Origin of the sequence: Streptomyces niveus (assembly GCF_001723055.1) — a bacterium.
GTDB classification, from domain to species: domain Bacteria; phylum Actinomycetota; class Actinomycetes; order Streptomycetales; family Streptomycetaceae; genus Streptomyces; species Streptomyces niveus.
The window spans coordinates 1-16,858 of sequence record NZ_MDCR01000099.1; the positions used below are offsets into that span (position 1 = coordinate 1).

Sequence of the window (16,858 nt, forward strand, 5' to 3'; positions counted from 1 at the left end):
CCGCCTGCGCCCCCACGGGGCTGAACTCGTCGGCGAGATCGCCCGGTTCGAGGACAGCTACCTCCTGTGCTACGTCCGCGGCCCCGAGGGCATCATCGTCGGACTGGCCCAGCAACTGAACTGACCACGCACAGCAAGCCCGACCTGGCTCGCGACCGACGGCGCCGGGCCTCACCGCCCGGACCGTCGCGCGCCGCGCAGCGACAACCAGCACAGCGAGGCGAGCCCCAGCCGCGTCACCGAAACCCAAACCCTCGACGCCATGATCTCCCACCGCTCCGGAGCCCCCGACACCTTCATCGCCGACCTCGCCGCCGCGACCGGCCGCGGACAGATCAAATCCGGCGCCCCCGCCTGCGGCGAACGCGTCGCCAAGTACAACCGCCTCCGGGCCATCGCAGCCACCCACCCCGAAATCCCGTACGGCCTGCCCGACGAACAGTCCTCAGGACCAGGACACTGACCCCTGCCTCAGCATGGGGAGCAACCGTCGACTTCCGCCGCACCTGCACCCGCTCGAAGTACGTCTTGCTCGCGCGGTCGACGGACCGAGCCGAAGAATCGCCAACTCACCGCCTGCGTGCGGTACCGGGAACGGGACAGCGCTGATGCACCGTCCCGTTCCAGGGCGGGAGTTCGCCCGAAGAACCGTCTCCGGCACGATCGGATCACGCCCCCGGAGGCCGATCGCGATGCACGACCACGATGACGCGCCTACGGACCAGAGGAGCCGCGAAACGACGAAAAGCGGCTCGCCGGTCGGCACTTGTGATCGATTGCGACGAATTCGGTTGCGAGTCCGTCGGCAGAAGCTCGGTGAACTGCCCGCCTCCCGTTCGGGCTTCTCTCAACCAACCGCTGTCCAGCGACCACGGCGGCCGTTTCGACGACGGTTCACCCCTTTGGTTGGTACATCACACATTCGACCCTCACATCGCGAAAGCGATAGCTAGCGTGCGGCGTTCACAACTGGCGCTCCAGGGAGGGGAAATGGACACCACGGGGGATCAGAAGCAGGATTCGTCGTCCGGGACGGCGGTGCGTGATGTGGTTCGTGCCGTCATCGCCGAGGTGGCGGCCGAGGAACTGCCCGTCGTGGACGGGTTACGCCGCTTCGACGACGAGACCGTGATCGCACGTCTGACCAGCCGTCGCAGGGGCCGCGAGCCCCTGGGGTTCGGGCTGGAGGAAATGGTCTATCTGGCCACTCCGGTGATCTGGGTGGCCCTGGACGAATCCGTGCGGCGAGTCGTCGGCCGCACGATCGACGGTACTCCCTCCCGGTCGGGAGGGCGGTTCGGCAGCATGTTCCGGCGACGATCCGCCCCGTTGGTGGTCCCCGTGCTGAACGCCGATCAGGTGGCCGAGGTACGGCGGCGAATCGTGGAGTTGTCCGCACAGACCGGTCTGGAGGCCGAACGCGCGGAGACGCTCGCCGATCGGGTGGCGGTTCACCTTCTGCTGCCTGCGGATTCGTCAGCGCACTCCCGAAGGACGAACCGTGACGACGACACCGACGAGTTGAACACCCCCGCGTAGTCATGTCTGTGCCGACCACGCGGATCGACGAACGAGTCCTCACGGCGGGGACCACATCCCGCTTCGCGTTGCTGACAGCGCTGGCGCTCGTCGCCAGCCTCTCGGCGATGAAGAATGTCAACTACACCGTGTCCTACTGGCTCACATCCGAAGGGAACGTTCTCGGGAGCGTTGGTTGCTATTACGCGGCGGGAGCCGATCCCAACGGCGATCCCCAGGCGACCCTGTTGGCGTTACGGCGCCCGGGAGTCGCGCAGGCGCTGGACGCCTGCCAACGCCGCTTCGAGCACAGATTGCCGTTGTGGCCCGTGCTGCTGGAACTGGCTCTGCTGATCGCCGCGGTGGCCGTCCTCTACTGGGTGCTGCCCCGCTGGAAAGGCCGCCGCGGGAAGGTCGTACCACTCGATCGGCAGATCGATCCGACCGATGAGGTGCGTCGTCTCGTCGACGAACTGGTTGCCGTGGCCGGGCTCGCCCGCCCTCCGCGGTTCGTCGACCGGGCGGTCCTCAACTGGACCGAGAAGTACGTCGATTGACGTTGTCCATCGGATCGTCTTCACCTGTTCGGGTGGCTGATCCGGATCAACGGCAGGGATACCGGAGGCGAGCCCGACAATGGCGAGCGGCTGGGCCAAGCGGTCAGAACGAGGAGAAGGACAGTGGTGGTGAAGACGAGGATGGGGTGCGTCGCCTTACTGACTGTCGGTGTCACGCTGGCGGCAGGCGGGTGTTCGTCGGACACGGCGGACGGCGAGGGTTCGGCGGGGACCGCGGAGAGCGTGCCGAAGTCAACCGAGCCGACGTCCGCCGGTCCGAGCCAGGCGCTGGTGAAGTGGGCCGGTGACATGTGTGAGGCCACCGAGCTCTTCAAGACGACGAAGGCGAACAGCGCGATCGGGGTCAAGGGCATCGCGGATCCGCTCAACGAGGCGCCGATCGGGGCCGAGCTCATCGCTATCGGCTATCTGTGGGACACGTCGTCGGCCCTCGACAAGGTCGCGAAGGGGCTCGCGAGCGTCGGCGCACGGTCATCGGGCATCGCCACCGCGGACCGGCTGCACGACGGCATGACCAAGGAGGTCGCCAGGGTCCGACCGATGGTCACCGCGCTGACCGGCTCAGGCCCGCGTACCGGCACCGGGGAGGATTCGGTCGGCCGAGCCGAACGGGTCGGCGAGCTGATCGCGTCCCTGAGGATGCCCAAGCCCGACCTGACCGCCTTGGCGGCCCGGCAACCGAAGCTGTCGGCCGCGTACCGCACCGCGCCCGAGTGCGCCCCGCCCGAACGACTGCCCACGGCCGCGGACGGCACGGACGCCGGCGCCTGCAAGGACGGGGCCTGCGAAATCCTCGTAACGAAACAGACGCACCTCGCGATCGGCGAATGGCAAGTAGGCGTGTCGCTGTCGGAAACCAAGGCCACGGTACGCAACAACGACCCTGCCGGTGCGGTGGGGGAGGTCTGGCTGACCGCCGGCGGAACCGGATCATTCGGTAGAGCGGACGGCAGAGAACTCGCCATGAAGGCCGTCGCCGTCGACAAGGACGGGGCCGTGCTGAAGTTCCGCACGAAGTGATCCCTCACCGAGGATGCGGACACCGGCCCTTGGTCACTTTCCGGGCCCGGTCACCGTGATAGCTGTGCATGGTGAACCGGCGGAGCGTCGCGAGCATCAAAGGAAGAGGGAGCCTTCTGGTTCCCCCGAGACGGGCAGTCGTGCCGGGTGACCGGTTCTCCCTGACATCGCCCGTCGTGCCTTCGGCTTCAGCCTCGGTTCGCGTCCGGACCGGGAAGACAGGAGATGCACCATGCCCGGCAGGGATCTGAGCACCGGCCCCCGGCCGGCCACCACGGACCGGCGCCGGCTACTCCTCGGCGTTCTCCCTGCCGCCGCCCTGCTGGCCGCGGGCTGTGCCCGGTCGAACGCCGACGAGCCGGCCGAGGAGAGGCCCCTCGCGCTGGTCTACAACGGCCCTCAGGGCTGCTCCGACTGCGCGCCGACGATCGCCTCCCTGCTGCGCCGGTCGCCGTGGCCCTTCCGGGTCAAGTACGTCGGCCCCGGCACCGGGGTCCCCCTGACCGCCCGCGTTCTGGCCGACGCGCGGCTGTACGTCCAGCCGGGCGGCGGCTCCGACCTCGACGGGGTCTGGCGGGTGCTGCGTGGCTCGGCCGGGATCATGCGCCACTGGGTCCGGGGCGGCGGCAGCTACTTGGGCCTGTGCTTCGGCGGTTACCTCGCCGGACGCAACCCCGGGTTCGACCTGCTGCCCGGTGACACCAACGGATACATCGACCTCCCGGATACCACGATCCACGACGATCGCGACACCGTGGTGCCGGTGACGTGGCGCGGCAAGCGGCGGTACATGTACTTCCAGGACGGCCCGGCCTTCCTCCTCGACCACGGCGCCGACGCGGATGTCCTGGCCACCTACCCCAACGGGGCGCCGGCCGTCGTCGTCGCCCCGTACGGCCGGGGCAGGGTCGGAGTCAGCGGCCCCCACCCGGAAGCCGACCGCTCCTGGTACGAGGACGCCGGACTGAAGAATCCCGACGGTGTCCGGTTCGACCTGGCCGACGAACTGATCGAGAAGACCGTCGGAAGGCGGTAAGTACGTCGGTCGGCGAGCTGCACGGTTCCGGCCGGCGAGGCGACCGGCCGCGAACGTGGCGCTCAGCCGTCCGGTGGTGTCCGGGCAGCGTGTCCGCGCGGGCGCCGCGCTCCGGCGCGCGGTCGAGCCCTCCTGGTCACGGATGAGGAGCGGCGGCGGATGACCGCCGTTGCACCAAAGCCCCAGCCATCCGGCGAACGCGTCGCGGCGATCCTGTTCACCGACCCAGCCTCGTTGAAGAAGGTCTGAGCCCAGCGGCCCTGCGAGGACGGCTCTGTCCGGGTCGTCCGGTGTGACGCCACGCGCCGCGGGCCGGGCACCGGGATCCGGACCCGGATGACCTCCACTAGCGGCGCACCTTGAACTTCAGGTGCAGTACCCGGTTGCCCTGGACGACCACGTGAGGATCCTCCAGCTGCTGCTGCCCGTCGAAGCTACCGAAGAAGCGCTTGCCCGATCCGAACACCACCGGCGCCACGTCCATCGCGACCTCGTCCACAAGACCGGCCGCGAGGATCTGCCCGCCTACTTCGCCGGCGCTCACGGCGACAACCCGGTCACCGGCGAGCTCCTGGGCCTTCTCGATCGCGGCCTTCACGCCATCGACGAAGTGATACGAAGCCTCAGGGTGCCAGCCCTCGGGCTTGGGCCGGTGGGAAACCACGACCACGTGGTCACCCACGGGCGGCCGGCCCTCCCAGCCGTTCATCAGGTCGAAAAAGCCGCGGCCCATCACGATCACGCCGATCGAGTCCCACACCGGCTGGACGTACGCCGCCGACGCACGCGAGAGCCTGAAGCCGCCTCCTCCCTCGGAGTGGTCGTAATCCCCGTCCCCGGCGCCGGTTTCCGTAAGTTTGGTGTCCCCGCTGAAGTACCAGTCGTGGAGCGGACCGACTCCGTCGTTCTTGTCGGCGATGAAGCCGTCTACCGACACCACGTTGTGCATGATCACTGCGCCCATGAGGGTCTCCCCATTACGTCACCTGGAGCGGACGCGTCCGATATTTACAGGCCAGAGACAGCCCCGCTTGTAAAAAATCACTCAACGGGCATCGGGCCACCGGGCTGCGAGAACCCCTGCTCCGCGGTGAACCGGCGCCGCAGCGCCAGGTACTCCGTGGGAGTGCGGCCGGTGAAGTCCTTGAACTCCTTGCTGAAGTGGGCCTGGTCGAAATAGCCCGCCGTAAGCGCGAGCTCCGACCAGTCGACCGGGCCCAGCGAGTCCACGGACTCGATCAGCCGCGCGAAGCGGTAGATACGGGCAACCCGTTTCGGAGTGACCCCGACATGAGCCTTGAACTGCGCCGCCAGGTGATTGTTGCTCACCCCGGCGGCATCGCTCAGCGCACCGACCGGGATCGCGCCGTGCGAGGCTTCCAGCCACCCGCCTGCGTGCTGGACCAGGTCGAGACCGCGCGCCGGAGCCTCGACGAGCCGCGATCGAAGCTCTCTCTCCAGGACCCCCAGCGTTGCGGCGGCCGAAGCGGCGTCGCCGACCTGGTTGCGAATCCGGTCCACGGACCGATGCCAGAGGGCATCGACCGGCACCCATCGGTCCCGCAGCTCATTCGTCGGCACACCGGCGAACGATGACAATCCCCAAGGCTTGAAGTGGACCCCGACGAGGTGTACCCGCCTGGGGTACTCAAGGACGAAACGCCTGGTCCACAGACCCATGAACCACCCGTCCGTCAACGCTGCCGGAGGCACCGACGGGTCGGAATCCCACAGGAATGCGGGCTCACCCAGATTGATGTACAGGTGCGCCGACGGCATCGGCGAGACGCTGATCCGGCGATGGCCCGGCACCCCGGTCAGGCAGTAGACGTCGTCGATGAACCGGTCAAGCGGCGGGGCGGGCACCCGGCCGACGTACTCCATGGACCCAGTATCGCCGACGAGGGTCCGGCCCGCCTCAAGCGGAGCGGGGGCATCCTTGCCGCTGTCCAGCGGCCGGAACGACACGCGCGCGGCCGGCGAGCGACGTCGCGGCTCTGCTGAACCCGCCTGACGCCAACGAGATCCGGGCCTGGCACCTCCGTCGCAGCGTGACCACGTCGGCGAGCCCGGTCTCCACCGGCACGTCGGCTGATCCCATCACGACCGCCGAGTCCGGAGCCGGGCGCACGACGCCGTGACCAGATCGGGGATGCTGCCGCGCCGACGCGAACGCGGCGCCTCACCCCAGGAGAGGCCGAGGCGCATGCGCCAAGTGGCGTCACGCGGATCGGCCCCGCCCGCACCCCTCGACAGCGGACTCGCCGAGGAGATCGTGCACGACGAGGACATCCGCCGGCCGTTGGGGCTCGCCCACTCCCACCCGAGGGAAGCCGTCGTCAGATCGCCGCGTCTGCAAGCTCGGACTCCGGCCTCGTTCGGCGGGGCCAAGGAACTCGCCGCCCCCACCCGGCTCACGGATACGGACGCCGACGTATCGATCGGCGAGGGCCCGGACCTACGTCTGCACCCAGATGACCGCGGCCGACCCGGGCGGCACGGTCCGGGCCTGCTTCCGACCCGCGTCGGCGGACGGCGAACGGGAGTGCGTCGAGGCCCGGGTGGGCTAGGGCGTGTCCGCAAAGTAGCGTCGTCCGCCCGTAGGGCGGGGCTCGCGGCGTCTGGTGCGTGCGATCGCAAGGCGGAGGATCGGTCTCGTACTGGGCGTACTCGGTCGAGTCCGACAACGCGGCGAGCGTGCGTGCCAGGCGTCGTGAGCCAGACGGGACTTTGAAGACACGCCCTAGGGGGTGTCTGACAATTCCGGTCTGATCAGCGAGATTCGGCTGAGCTGGCAATCCGGAGGTGCGCCGATCGGCTGGGGGGGACTGGGCAGTGGCTACGAACGGCGTGCCAGTAGATGGGTGTCGAGGAAGCCCCGATCAGAGGATGGATCGTGGAGCAGCCGGGCGAAGGGATCGAGCCCAGCATCGCCCAGCAGTTCGGCGAGGCGATCCACCGGCCAGCTGTAGGCGGGCGCCACCTTGTGGTCGAACCGGACCGGTACTTGTCCGTCGGTCCCGAAGAAGGAGACCAGGAGCAGACCGTTCGGTGCCAGGACGCGTACCTGTTCGGCGAGCAGCTCCGGTAGTTCCCCCGGAGGGGTGTGAATCATTGAGTAGTGGGCCAGCACGCCGCCGAGCGCGGCGTCCTCGATCGGCAGGGATTCCATCCGCGCCTCTTGGAAGCGCAGCGCCGGATGGGCCTGCCGGGCGTGGTCGACCATGCCGGGGGCAAGGTCTAGTCCGAAGGCGTCCAGGCCGAGTTCGTGCAGCATGGCTGTCAGATGTCCGGGCCCGCACCCGACGTCCGCTGTCCGCAGGTTGCCCGTCGCGCGCACCAGTTCGGCGAAGGTGCCGATCATGGCCCGGGAGAAAGGCTGTGTTTCCAGCCGGTTTGCGAACAGCGATGCGTACAGCTCGACGACACCCTCGTAGGCCGTCCTGGTCTCGTCCTGATGATTCGCCACGGGCAGGACTCTATAGCCGGTCTGATAATTGATCTTGTGGCAGGTCGAGGTGAGTTGACGGATGCGGCATGGAGGCGGATAGAGCCCCTTTTGCCTCAGGAGGACGGACGGGGCCGTCCGTGGCGTGATCACCGGCAGGTGGTCAACGGGGTGCTGTGGCGGCTGCGGACCGGGGCTCCGTGGCGGGATCTTCCCGACCGGTTCGGGCCGTGGCAGACCGTCTACGAGCGGTTCGCCCGCTGGGAGGCGGACGGCACCTGGGCACGGTTGCTGGAGCACGTTCAGGTCCGCGATGACGCGGTGGGCCGGGTGGAATGGACCGTCTCCGTCGACTCCACCATCAACCGAGCCCACCAGCACGCAGTCGGCGCCCGCAAAAGGGGGATGTGAACGGGGACGAACTGGAAGATCCGGGCCGCTCGCAGGCGCGCCAGGCCCTCGGCCGCTCCCGAGGCGGACTGACCACCAAAGTCCATCTCGCCGTCGATGGCCGGGGCCTGCCCCTGTCGATTGTGCTCACGCCCGGCAACGTCAACGACGCGACGGCGTTCGGCCAGGTCCTCGACGGCATCCGCACCCCGCGCCTCGGCACGGGCCGCCCGCGCACGACACCGGACCGTGTGCTGGGTGACAAGGCGTATTCCAGCAGGGCCATCCGCCATCTGCTGAGGTGCCGGGGCATCGCTGCCACGATCCCCGAGCGCCGCGACCAGGCGGCGAACCGCCACCGACGCGGAGCCCTCGGCGGCCGGCCGCCGACCTTCGACAAGGTCACCTACCGCGACCGCAACGTCGTCGAACGATGCTTCGCCCGCCTCAAGCAGTTCCGCGCGATCGCGACCCGGTTCGACAAGCTCGGCGACCGCTACCGTACCGGAGTTGTCCTGGCTTCCTTGATCCTCTGGCTCCGCGAGTCCACGGGGTAATCATTTGTCAGACAGGCCCTAGGGCCTGTCCGGGCGATCTCCGCCGTGCCCGGAGCCCCCACCCCACCGGACCGCGGCGCGCTTGGGGCCGCCCAGCAGTACGACCAGCGCCGCCGTGGCGCCGCCGAGCAGCATGAGCGTGGACGGTGCCGAACGGTCGAGTGCGAGGCCGCCGGCCAGTGCGCCGACGGAGATGGTCGCCTGGAAGGACGCGGTGAACAGGACCGAGGTCGCCTCCGGTGTGTCCGGGGACGCGTTGGCGAACCAGGTCTGTGAGCAGACCGGGACGGCGCCGTACGCGATTCCCCAGGCCGCCAGCAGCGCGATCGCGCCGATCTCCCACCGGCCGAGGACGGGCAGCAGCAGGGTCGCGCCCGATATCAGCGCGGCGGCGATCACGAAGGTGGCTCTCGGGTGGTCCACCACCGTCGCCCCACCGAGGAAATTGCCCACGATCCCGGCCGCGCCGTACAGGAGCAGGAAGAGGGTGACGGTGCCGGGCCCGATGCCGGTGACCTGTTCCAGGAACGGGGTCACATAGGTGTACGTGCCGAAGTGGGCGAGTACGACGAGGAAGGTCACGGCCAGCGCGGCTCGGGTGCCCGGTGCGCGCACCGCGTCCCGCAGCACCTGGAGCCGGGTCGCGCGGACGGGCGGCAGCGGCGGGATCACCAGAAGCATCAGCGCGAGCAGTGCCAGGGTGAACACGCCCATGCCGGCGAATGCCGTGCGCCAGCCCGCCACTTCACCGACGAAGGTCCCCAGCGGAACACCCAGGACCGAGCCGAGCGGCACCGCCGCGAAGATCACCGCCGTGGCCCGCCCCACGGCCGGACGCTCCACCAGCCGCCCGGCCAGTCCCACTCCCACCGACCAGAAGCCGCCGATGGCGACGCCGACCATGATCCGGGACACCAGGACCAGCCAGTAGTACGGCGCCACGGCGGCGAGGAAGTTCGCGAGTGCCAGCAGCAGGACGAACGCGCAGAGCATCAGCCGGCGGTCGGCGCGTGCCGTGGCCACGGTGACCAGGGGAGCGGACACGGCGGCCAGCACACCCGGCACCGTCATCATGAGCCCGGCCGTACCGTCGGAGACGCCGAAGCTCGATCCGATCGACGTGAGCAGGCCGATGGGCAGGATCTCGGTGGTGACGACGGAGAAGATGCCCGTCGTCACCGAGAGGACGGCCAGCCAGGAGAGGAGCGGCGAACGCCCGTGGGGCGCGCCCGGATCGGCGGTGGTGAGGGGACTGGTGGTGCTGGTCGACATGGATCCCGTCCTGCGGTGCGCTGCGAGTGATGACCGGAGGGACAAGTCCAGCGAGTCCGCGGGGGATTGTCCGGCAGGTATCCGACGCCAATGTGCCGGGCATCATGGTCACCTGGTCACCTGGTCACCTGGTCACCTGGTCACCGCCGTCCGGGCCGCCGCCATGCACACCGAAGGATGAGACGAGATCGTGGAAATCTGGATCAACCCAGCCTGCTCGAAGTGCAGTTCGGCAGTCTCCCTGCTCGACGAGGCCGGGGCCCACTACACCGTACGGCGCTACCTGGACGAGCCCCCGACCGCCGCCGAACTCACCGGCCTGCTGGACCGCCTCGCCCTGGAGCCCTGGGACATCACCCGCACCGGCGAGCCCGCCGCGGCCGGCCTCGGTCTCGCCGACTGGGCCAGGGACGCGGCCACCCGCACCCGGTGGATCGACGCTCTCGTGGGCCACCCGGAGCTGATCCAGCGGCCCATCATCGCCGCGGACGACGGCACCGCGGTCGTCGCCCGCACTCCGCAGGCCGTCCGCTCCATCCTGACGACACCACCGCCCGGAGGACCCCGGGCGGACAACAGCCCCACGTGAGGCCCGGCGCGCCTCAGCGCCCGGTCAGCACGACGATCTGGTTCCCGCTGACCGGTGTGGTACGGGCGTGGCCAAGCAGTCCCGCGAGGCCCGCCGACGCAGCGGCGGTGGGCTGGACCCCGTAGCCGGTCAACAGGGCCCGGGCGGCGAGCAGTTCGTCGTCGGTCGCGGCGTGCACCGCGCCGCCCGAGTCGGTGATCGCCGTCAGCCCGTCGGCGCCGCTGACCCCGGTCGCCTCCGTGGTGATCACCACCTGCCCGGCGGTGGGGGCCGGGGCGGGGAGGTCGACGACCGCCAGACCCTCCGGGCCTCCGAACGCCCTGATCGCTACCGCCTTCATGTCGTCTCCTCATATCTGGACCGCTCGGCGCCGCCCCTCCGCTTTCGGACCGTAACGGACGCCGTCGTCCGGTTGGCCGAAGTGAGAGTGACGCCCGGCGGATTGCCTCAACTCCCGGCTCCCGAGGGCACCTGCTCCGGCCATCGACGCCCCCATCGCGGTGACCACCTGGTGTGACCACTTGGAATCGGACAGTTACTGATCGGCTGAGTCTGGGGTTCCGTATGCCGCTGTTATCCGGACACGATGGTGTTCGTACGGTGTTGGCCGACGACGCGCCGGACTCCATAATTCGTAGTACCCATACATGCGTGTATGTATAATTGGCGCTTCCGGAGTGATCATCGCCGGACCAGGTCAGCTGGGGGAGTCGTTGAGCGTTCAAGAGCTCGATCGCACCGCGGTACCGGAGCGCACCTTTCTCGTACGGGTCGCGGAGTTCACCCTGCGCCGCCGGCGGGCCGTGCTCGCCGTCACCGGTCTGCTGGTCGTCGTCGCGGGCTGGTTCGGGGTCGGCGTGGTCGAGCGCCTGTCGAACGGCGGGTACGCGGCGGCGACCGGGAATCTGCGCGTCGCCCAGAGCGAACTGCGCGAGCGCTTCGGGGTGGACCGGACCCATCTGATCCTCGTGCTCAGGGCCGGCACCGACGTCGGCTCCCCGCGCACGGCCGCCGCGGGCGCCGCGTACACCGAGCGGGTCGCCGACACCCCCGCCGTGGCCTCCGCGGACTCCTTCTGGACCACCGGCGACCCGCTGCTGCGCTCGGACGACCGGCGCTCGGCCGTCGTGATGGTGCGACTCGACGGGGACGACGACCAGGCGCAGCGTACGGCGAAGCGCATCGTCCCGGAACTGATCGGCGAGCAGGGCCCGTTCCAGGTCGGAGTCACCGGCGAGGCCCAGACCAACGGCGAGTTGCAGCGGCAGAGCGACCAGGACCTGGTCAGGGCCGAGCTGTTCGCGGCGCCCGTCATCCTGCTCATCCTGCTGTTGGTGTTCCGCACCGTCGTGGCCGCGCTGCTCCCCTTCCTCGTCGGCGTCATCGGGGTCGTACTGACACTCGCGATCCTGCGCGCGGTCAGCGAGTTCACCGATGTGTCGATCTTCGCCCTCAATCTGACGACGGCGCTCGGTCTCGGCCTGGCGATCGACTACAGCCTGTTCATCCTGATGCGGTTCCGGGAGGAGACCGAGGGCGGGAAGCCGGTGCACGAAGCGGCGGTCACCGCCGTGCGGACGGCCGGACGCACGGTGTTCTTCTCCGCCCTGACGGTCGCCCTGTGCCTGAGCGCGCTGCTGGTCTTCCCCCTCTACTTCCTGCGCTCACTGGCGTACGCGGCCATCCCCGCCGTCCTCACGGTCGGCGTCGCGGCCGTGCTCGTGCTGCCCGCCGCGCTGCTCGTCTTCGGCCGCTGGCTGGACGCCGGGGACATCACACCGCTCCTGCACCGGCTGGGCCGCGCTGTCGGACACCGCCGCAAGGAGCACGGCGAGCCCTGGTGGTCCCGCGTCGCGGCCCGTATCGCCCGCCGCCCGGTCGCGGTGGCGCTGCCCGTCGTGGTGCTGCTGCTTCTGCTCGGACTGCCCTTCACCCAGGCCAAGTTCGGCCTCACCGACGAACGTGTACTGCCCGCGGACGCGGAGTCGTACCGTACGGCGCGGGTCGTCGAGCGCGACTTCGACGCGCACGCGCTCAACCCCGTTCAGGTGATCGTGCGGGACGCCTCGCGCGAGGAGCGGGACGCGTACGCCCAACGGGTCTCGCGCATCGACGGTGTCGCCTACGCCGTGGGCGCGACGGGGCGCTTCGAGCGGGGGAGGCCGGCCGGACCGCCGGCCGAGCCACCACGGGCGTACACCAGCGGGACGGTGAGCCGTGTCCACGCCGTGCCCGTCGACAGCGCCTTCTCACCCCGCAGCGAACAGGTCGTCAAGGACATCCGCGCGCTGTCCGGGCCCGGTGACGTCTTCGTCGCGGGCGACTCCGCCCTCTTCACCGACACCAAAACGGTCATCGCCGAGCGGCTGCCCTACGCGCTCGGCATCATCCTCGTCCTCATGTTCCTCCTGCTGCTGCTGTTCACCGGCAGCCTGCTCGTTCCGCTGAAAGCCATCATCTTCAACACACTCAGTCTCACCGCATCCTTCGGCGCGATGGTCTACATCTTTCAGGACGGCCATCTCAAGTGGCTCGTGGGGGACTTCGTCACCACCGGATACCTCGATGTGACCGTGCCCGTACTGATGTTCTGTGCGGCATTCGGCCTGTCCATGGACTACGAGATCTTTCTGATGTCGCGGATCCGTGAGCAGTACTCCGTACACGGTGACAACACCAGGGCGGTGATCGAGGGCGTCGGCAGAACCGGCTCACTCATCACCGCGGCGGCCGTCCTCATCGGAGGAGTGCTGCTCGCACTCGCCAGCTCCGACATCTCGGTCCTGAAGCTGCTGGGCCTCGGCATGTTCCTCGCTGTGCTCATGGACGCCGTGCTGATCCGCGGCGTTCTCGTACCGGCCTTCATGCTCGTCATGGGCCGGGCGAACTGGTGGGCACCGCGCTGGCTCAGCCGGCTCCACGCGCGCATCGGGATCAAGGGGGACGGGTGAAAGGGAAGTGAACGGCACTACGTAATCGACCACATGCGAGTCAAATCGGGGGCCCTGCTGTGATGCACACCTTTCCCACCGAATGTACGAGCACGCACGAAGACGGTGACACGGGGGAGTGTCGCGTCATTCTCGTCGGCACCTGGCCCGCCCTGCGCGGCGAAGGGACCGTCCCGGACGGCGCGGCGCAGATCACCCGCTGCGCCGAACGGGACGAGCTGGGTTCGATCGTCTACGCCACCGGGGCCGGCTGGATCCTCGCCGGACAGGATCTCGACGACGGGGACGTCCAGCGCACGATCGCCAAGGCCAGGGCCGTCAGGGAGGGCATCAGGCTGGCCATCCTCGGTCAGAGCCGCGACTGGCGCCGCTGCGAACGGTGGATGCGCCGCGGCTGCCGGGTGTATCTGGAGGACACCATCAATCTGCGCCGGGGCGTCGCGGCGATCCGCGCGTCACAGACCCTCGAAGTCAACGTCATGGACCGCATCTTCTTCGAAGTCCTGCGCGAACGGGCCACCGGACCCGCCCCCCATCTCACCCGGCGTGAGCGCGACGTACTGGAACTGCTCCGGCGCGGGATGCGCAACCGTGAGATCGCCGGCGCGCTCTTCGTCACGGAGAACACGGTCGAATATCACATGCGACATCTGCTCTCGAAGTTCAGCGCCCGTAACCGACTTGAGGTGGTAGAGCGTGCGACCGCCCTTGGGCTCGCGTGAATGCGTGCACTCCTACGGCAATCCGTGATGTATGCGAACGGCCCTCTTCCTAAGCTGGATACGCAAGTTCGGGTAAGTCCGAGAGGAGCATGGGAAATGGCAGACATCACGTTCGACATTGTCGACGAGCAGATCTCCAGCCTGGAGTCGATCGGCGTCGAGGAAGGCTGCACGACCTCTTCGTCGAGCAGCTCTCTCGACATCTCCGACGTCGACTTCGAGTAATTCCGGCGCGGAAAATCTCAGGGCGTGCGCCCGCGGTCTGCCCATCGGCCGCGGGCGCACGGCCGTTTCCGCGGCGCCACTGTCCGCGTCACCGCGTGAGGCCGGGACGGAGCGAACACATGTCAGCACCCACAGGCGGCGCCCAACAGGACCTCCAAGGCGACTACCACCGGCGGCTGTTCCACGCCCTGCACGACTGGGAACGGTCCTGGGCCGGCGCGCTCGACGTGGCGGGCGACCGCTCCCGCGCCCATGCGCTGGGGCTCGACCAGCTCGGCCACTTCGGCGCCCAGGGCTGCGAGTTGGTCGCCGACGCGATCGTCGCCGCCGCGCCGACGGGCGCTCCCATCACCCTGGCCGAGCTGGGCTGCGGATTCGGCGGCGCGCTGCGCGCCGTCGTCGACCGGCTGAGCAGGCGCGATGTCACCGTACGGACCGCCGTCGGGCTGGACTTCGTCGCCGACCACGTCCAGCTGTTCGCGACCATCGAGGCGCAGAGAGCGGCCGATACGGGGGCACGGACCCGGGTTGGGGCGGCTCCCTGGACGGCGCACCCCGTCCAGGCCGACGTGCGGGCCCTGCCGTTGCGTACGGCCTCGCTGGACGTCGCGGTGTGCACCGGCTCGCTCTCCCACTTCGCCCGGACCGACGCGGTGTTCGCCGAGGCGGCCCGGGTGCTGCGCCCCGGTGGCCTGCTGGTCATGACGGACGAGGCCGGCCTGCTCGGCCCCGGCGGCGAGCCCTCAGAGACCTTCCGGCGACTGCACCCGCCGGGCATCTTCTTCCTCACCGGCGTCGAGACACGCGTGGCGCAGTTGCGCGCCGCCGGGTTCACCGACGTGCGGCTGCGTGAACTCACCGACTGGGCCTGCGCGTTGCTGCATGACCGGCTGAAGGTCATGCGGCTGTTCTTCGGCGACCTCGCGGCGATCTACGGCTCCGACGAGGCGCGGACGCTCCTCGACACGCTCACCGTCGCGCGCGACGAGTACCGGCGCGGCGCCATCGTGCCCGCACTCGTCACCGCGCGGCTACCGGTCTGATTCACCCGGGTTTTTCCCCGGAATCAGACTACGGAATTCCGGGTGGAGACCCGGGGCTCCGGCTCTCTAGGATCGCAATGCCGGAAGTCATCACGGGGGACAGGCCATGACACGTATACGTGAGCCATTTCTGTTCGCGACAGGTCCGGTCGAGACCGGGGAATTCACCGACGCGCTGCGGATTCCGTACGCGCCCGTTCCCGCATTCTTTGCGGCCCGCGCCCTTCCCGCAGCCGTACGGTCCGCGCTGGCCGACTTCCTTCCCGTACCCGACCCGGCGCACATTCGCCACGCGGCGCAGGAGACGACACTGCACCGTTGGCCCGGCGCGCGTGAGGAACTCACCGTCACCCCGATTCTTGAGGCCGAGGGCGACTACGGATTCCAGCGGGCCGTCACGCTGCGCACCCGCATGACGGGCGCCGCCGGGGACGAGGTCGCCGACCTGCTGACCACACTCACCGTCGGCCCCGCGCGGGGCGGCGGCCGGCTGCCCCGGCCCCCGGCGCCGACGAACGGCACCGGACCCGTACTCCTCACCTGGCGCGAGCGGATACCTGACGACCTGCCACACCGCTACGCCGAGGCGAGCGGTGACCACAACCCGGTCCACCTCAGCGAGGCCGCGGCGCACCGGGCCGGACTGCCCGGCGTCATCGTGCACGGCATGGCCACGCTCCTGCTGGCCGTCGCCGGACTCACGGCCAGGATGTTCGACGGGGACGGCGCGGCCGTCGCGGCGGTCCGCACCCGTTTCGTACGGCCGGTGCGCCCCGGCGACGAACTCGACCTCGCCGTACGCGCCGCCGGGGCGCCCGGCTCGTACGCGCTGCACGTGAGCGTCGCCGGGCGGCCCGTGCTGAAGGACACCAGGGTCACACGTGCCACAGCGGCGGTGGGGTGACATGGCCGTATGGATGTTCCCCGGGCAGGGTTCCCAGCGCCCGGACATGACAGCGGGCCTGGCCGCGGCCCCGGCGCTGCTGCGTGAGGCACGGGAGCTGATCGGGGCCGTACCGGGCGGCGGCCACGGTGACGCCGAGGACCCGGAGTTCGTCCAGCCCGCCCTCTTCGTCGTCGGCGTCGCCGCGGCCACCGCCCTGCTGCGCCACGAGCCGGCCCCGGCGGCGGTCATCGGCCACAGCTTCGGCGAGTTCGCCGCCCTGACGGCGGCCGGCGCGCTCCCGTTCGAGACCGGGCTGCGGCTGGCCGTGCTGCGTGCCCGCGCCATGGCCCGCCGCGCCGACACCCGCACCGGCATGCTCGCCGTACTGGGCCTGGCCCCGGCCGAGGTGCGGGCCGTCTGCGCGGACATCACCCAAGTCACCGGGGACGACGGCGACTTCGTGCAGATCTCCAACATCAACAGCCCCTCCCAGACCGTCGTCGCGGGCACGACGGCCGCGCTCGCCGACGCCGCCGAACTCTGCCGCGCGCGTGGCGCCTTCCGCGTCCGGCCGCTGCGCATCCCCTACGCCGCCCACACCCCCCTGATGGCCCCCGCCGCAG

The 16,858-nt window shown here is 69.7% G+C and carries 16 protein-coding genes and 3 pseudogenes; 14 read left to right on the forward strand and 5 right to left on the reverse strand.

Features of this window, described 5'->3' with window-relative positions; all coding sequences use genetic code 11:
* The 6 genes and pseudogenes from BHU15_RS41295 to BHU15_RS13460 all read left to right on the forward strand — a co-directional run.
* Positions 1-124 (forward strand): annotated as a pseudogene (locus BHU15_RS41295) (VOC family protein); the annotation flags it as partial.
* 120 nt (positions 125-244) lie between these two features.
* A pseudogene (locus BHU15_RS13440) lies at positions 245-463 on the forward strand (hypothetical protein); the annotation flags it as partial.
* A 305-nt stretch (positions 464-768) separates the two neighbouring features.
* On the forward strand, positions 769-1,539 hold the full coding sequence (locus tag BHU15_RS13445) for a hypothetical protein (protein ID WP_171908363.1): 771 nt from the start codon (positions 769-771) through the stop codon (positions 1,537-1,539).
* 2 nt (positions 1,540-1,541) lie between these two features.
* A complete protein-coding gene (locus BHU15_RS13450; RefSeq protein WP_069627396.1) occupies positions 1,542-2,075 on the forward strand; it encodes a hypothetical protein in 534 nt (177 codons plus the stop codon).
* A gap of 243 nt (positions 2,076-2,318) precedes the next feature.
* Positions 2,319-3,116 (forward strand): hypothetical protein, encoded by a 798-nt coding sequence (locus BHU15_RS13455; RefSeq protein WP_141726815.1) that lies wholly within the window; start codon positions 2,319-2,321, stop codon positions 3,114-3,116.
* A 232-nt stretch (positions 3,117-3,348) separates the two neighbouring features.
* Positions 3,349-4,152 carry a BPL-N domain-containing protein gene (locus BHU15_RS13460; RefSeq protein ID WP_069627398.1) on the forward strand — a complete coding sequence of 268 codons (804 nt, stop codon included), beginning with the start codon at positions 3,349-3,351 and terminating at the stop codon, positions 4,150-4,152.
* Positions 4,153-4,498: 346 nt separating this feature from the next.
* Here BHU15_RS13460 and BHU15_RS13465 read toward each other — a convergent pair whose 3' ends face one another.
* The 3 genes from BHU15_RS13465 to BHU15_RS13475 form a co-directional block, all read right to left on the reverse strand.
* On the reverse strand, positions 4,499-5,116 hold the full coding sequence (locus BHU15_RS13465) for a dihydrofolate reductase family protein (protein ID WP_069627399.1): 618 nt from the start codon (positions 5,114-5,116) through the stop codon (positions 4,499-4,501).
* A gap of 77 nt (positions 5,117-5,193) precedes the next feature.
* A complete protein-coding gene (locus tag BHU15_RS13470) occupies positions 5,194-6,036 on the reverse strand; it encodes a helix-turn-helix domain-containing protein (protein ID WP_069627408.1) in 843 nt (280 codons plus the stop codon).
* Between the two features lie 955 nt (positions 6,037-6,991).
* On the reverse strand, positions 6,992-7,621 hold the full coding sequence (locus tag BHU15_RS13475; RefSeq protein ID WP_069627400.1) for a class I SAM-dependent methyltransferase: 630 nt from the start codon (positions 7,619-7,621) through the stop codon (positions 6,992-6,994).
* A gap of 36 nt (positions 7,622-7,657) precedes the next feature.
* Between BHU15_RS13475 and BHU15_RS13485 the strand changes: the two are divergent.
* Positions 7,658-8,569: pseudogene (locus BHU15_RS13485) on the forward strand (IS5 family transposase).
* Here BHU15_RS13485 and BHU15_RS13490 read toward each other — a convergent pair.
* Positions 8,566-9,819 (reverse strand): MFS transporter, encoded by a 1,254-nt coding sequence (locus BHU15_RS13490; RefSeq protein ID WP_079128116.1) that lies wholly within the window; start codon positions 9,817-9,819, stop codon positions 8,566-8,568. The pseudogene BHU15_RS13485 and the gene BHU15_RS13490 overlap by 4 nt on opposite strands.
* A gap of 190 nt (positions 9,820-10,009) precedes the next feature.
* Between BHU15_RS13490 and BHU15_RS13495 the strand changes: the two genes are divergently transcribed.
* Positions 10,010-10,408, forward strand: a complete 399-nt coding sequence (locus tag BHU15_RS13495; RefSeq protein WP_069627403.1) for an arsenate reductase family protein — start codon at positions 10,010-10,012, stop codon at positions 10,406-10,408.
* 13 nt (positions 10,409-10,421) lie between these two features.
* Here BHU15_RS13495 and BHU15_RS42260 read toward each other — a convergent pair whose 3' ends face one another.
* Positions 10,422-10,748, reverse strand: coding sequence for a hypothetical protein (locus tag BHU15_RS42260; protein ID WP_069627404.1), 327 nt, complete (start codon positions 10,746-10,748; stop codon positions 10,422-10,424).
* Between the two features lie 373 nt (positions 10,749-11,121).
* Between BHU15_RS42260 and BHU15_RS13505 the strand changes: the two genes are divergently transcribed.
* From BHU15_RS13505 to BHU15_RS13525, 6 genes are all read left to right on the forward strand, one after another.
* A complete protein-coding gene (locus BHU15_RS13505) occupies positions 11,122-13,359 on the forward strand; it encodes an MMPL family transporter (protein WP_171908364.1) in 2,238 nt (745 codons plus the stop codon).
* A gap of 62 nt (positions 13,360-13,421) precedes the next feature.
* On the forward strand, positions 13,422-14,081 hold the full coding sequence (locus tag BHU15_RS13510) for a helix-turn-helix transcriptional regulator (RefSeq protein WP_069627405.1): 660 nt from the start codon (positions 13,422-13,424) through the stop codon (positions 14,079-14,081).
* Between the two features lie 96 nt (positions 14,082-14,177).
* Complete coding sequence (locus tag BHU15_RS41310) at positions 14,178-14,306, forward strand: hypothetical protein (protein WP_023543551.1); 129 nt, start codon at positions 14,178-14,180, stop codon at positions 14,304-14,306.
* Between the two features lie 119 nt (positions 14,307-14,425).
* Positions 14,426-15,349 carry a class I SAM-dependent methyltransferase gene (locus tag BHU15_RS13515; protein ID WP_069627406.1) on the forward strand — a complete coding sequence of 308 codons (924 nt, stop codon included), beginning with the start codon at positions 14,426-14,428 and terminating at the stop codon, positions 15,347-15,349.
* 106 nt (positions 15,350-15,455) lie between these two features.
* Positions 15,456-16,253 carry a MaoC family dehydratase gene (locus tag BHU15_RS42025; RefSeq protein WP_069627407.1) on the forward strand — a complete coding sequence of 266 codons (798 nt, stop codon included), beginning with the start codon at positions 15,456-15,458 and terminating at the stop codon, positions 16,251-16,253.
* A 1-nt stretch (position 16,254) separates the two neighbouring features.
* A partial coding sequence (locus BHU15_RS13525) for an ACP S-malonyltransferase (protein WP_141726816.1) occupies positions 16,255-16,858 on the forward strand: 604 nt, incomplete at its 3' end.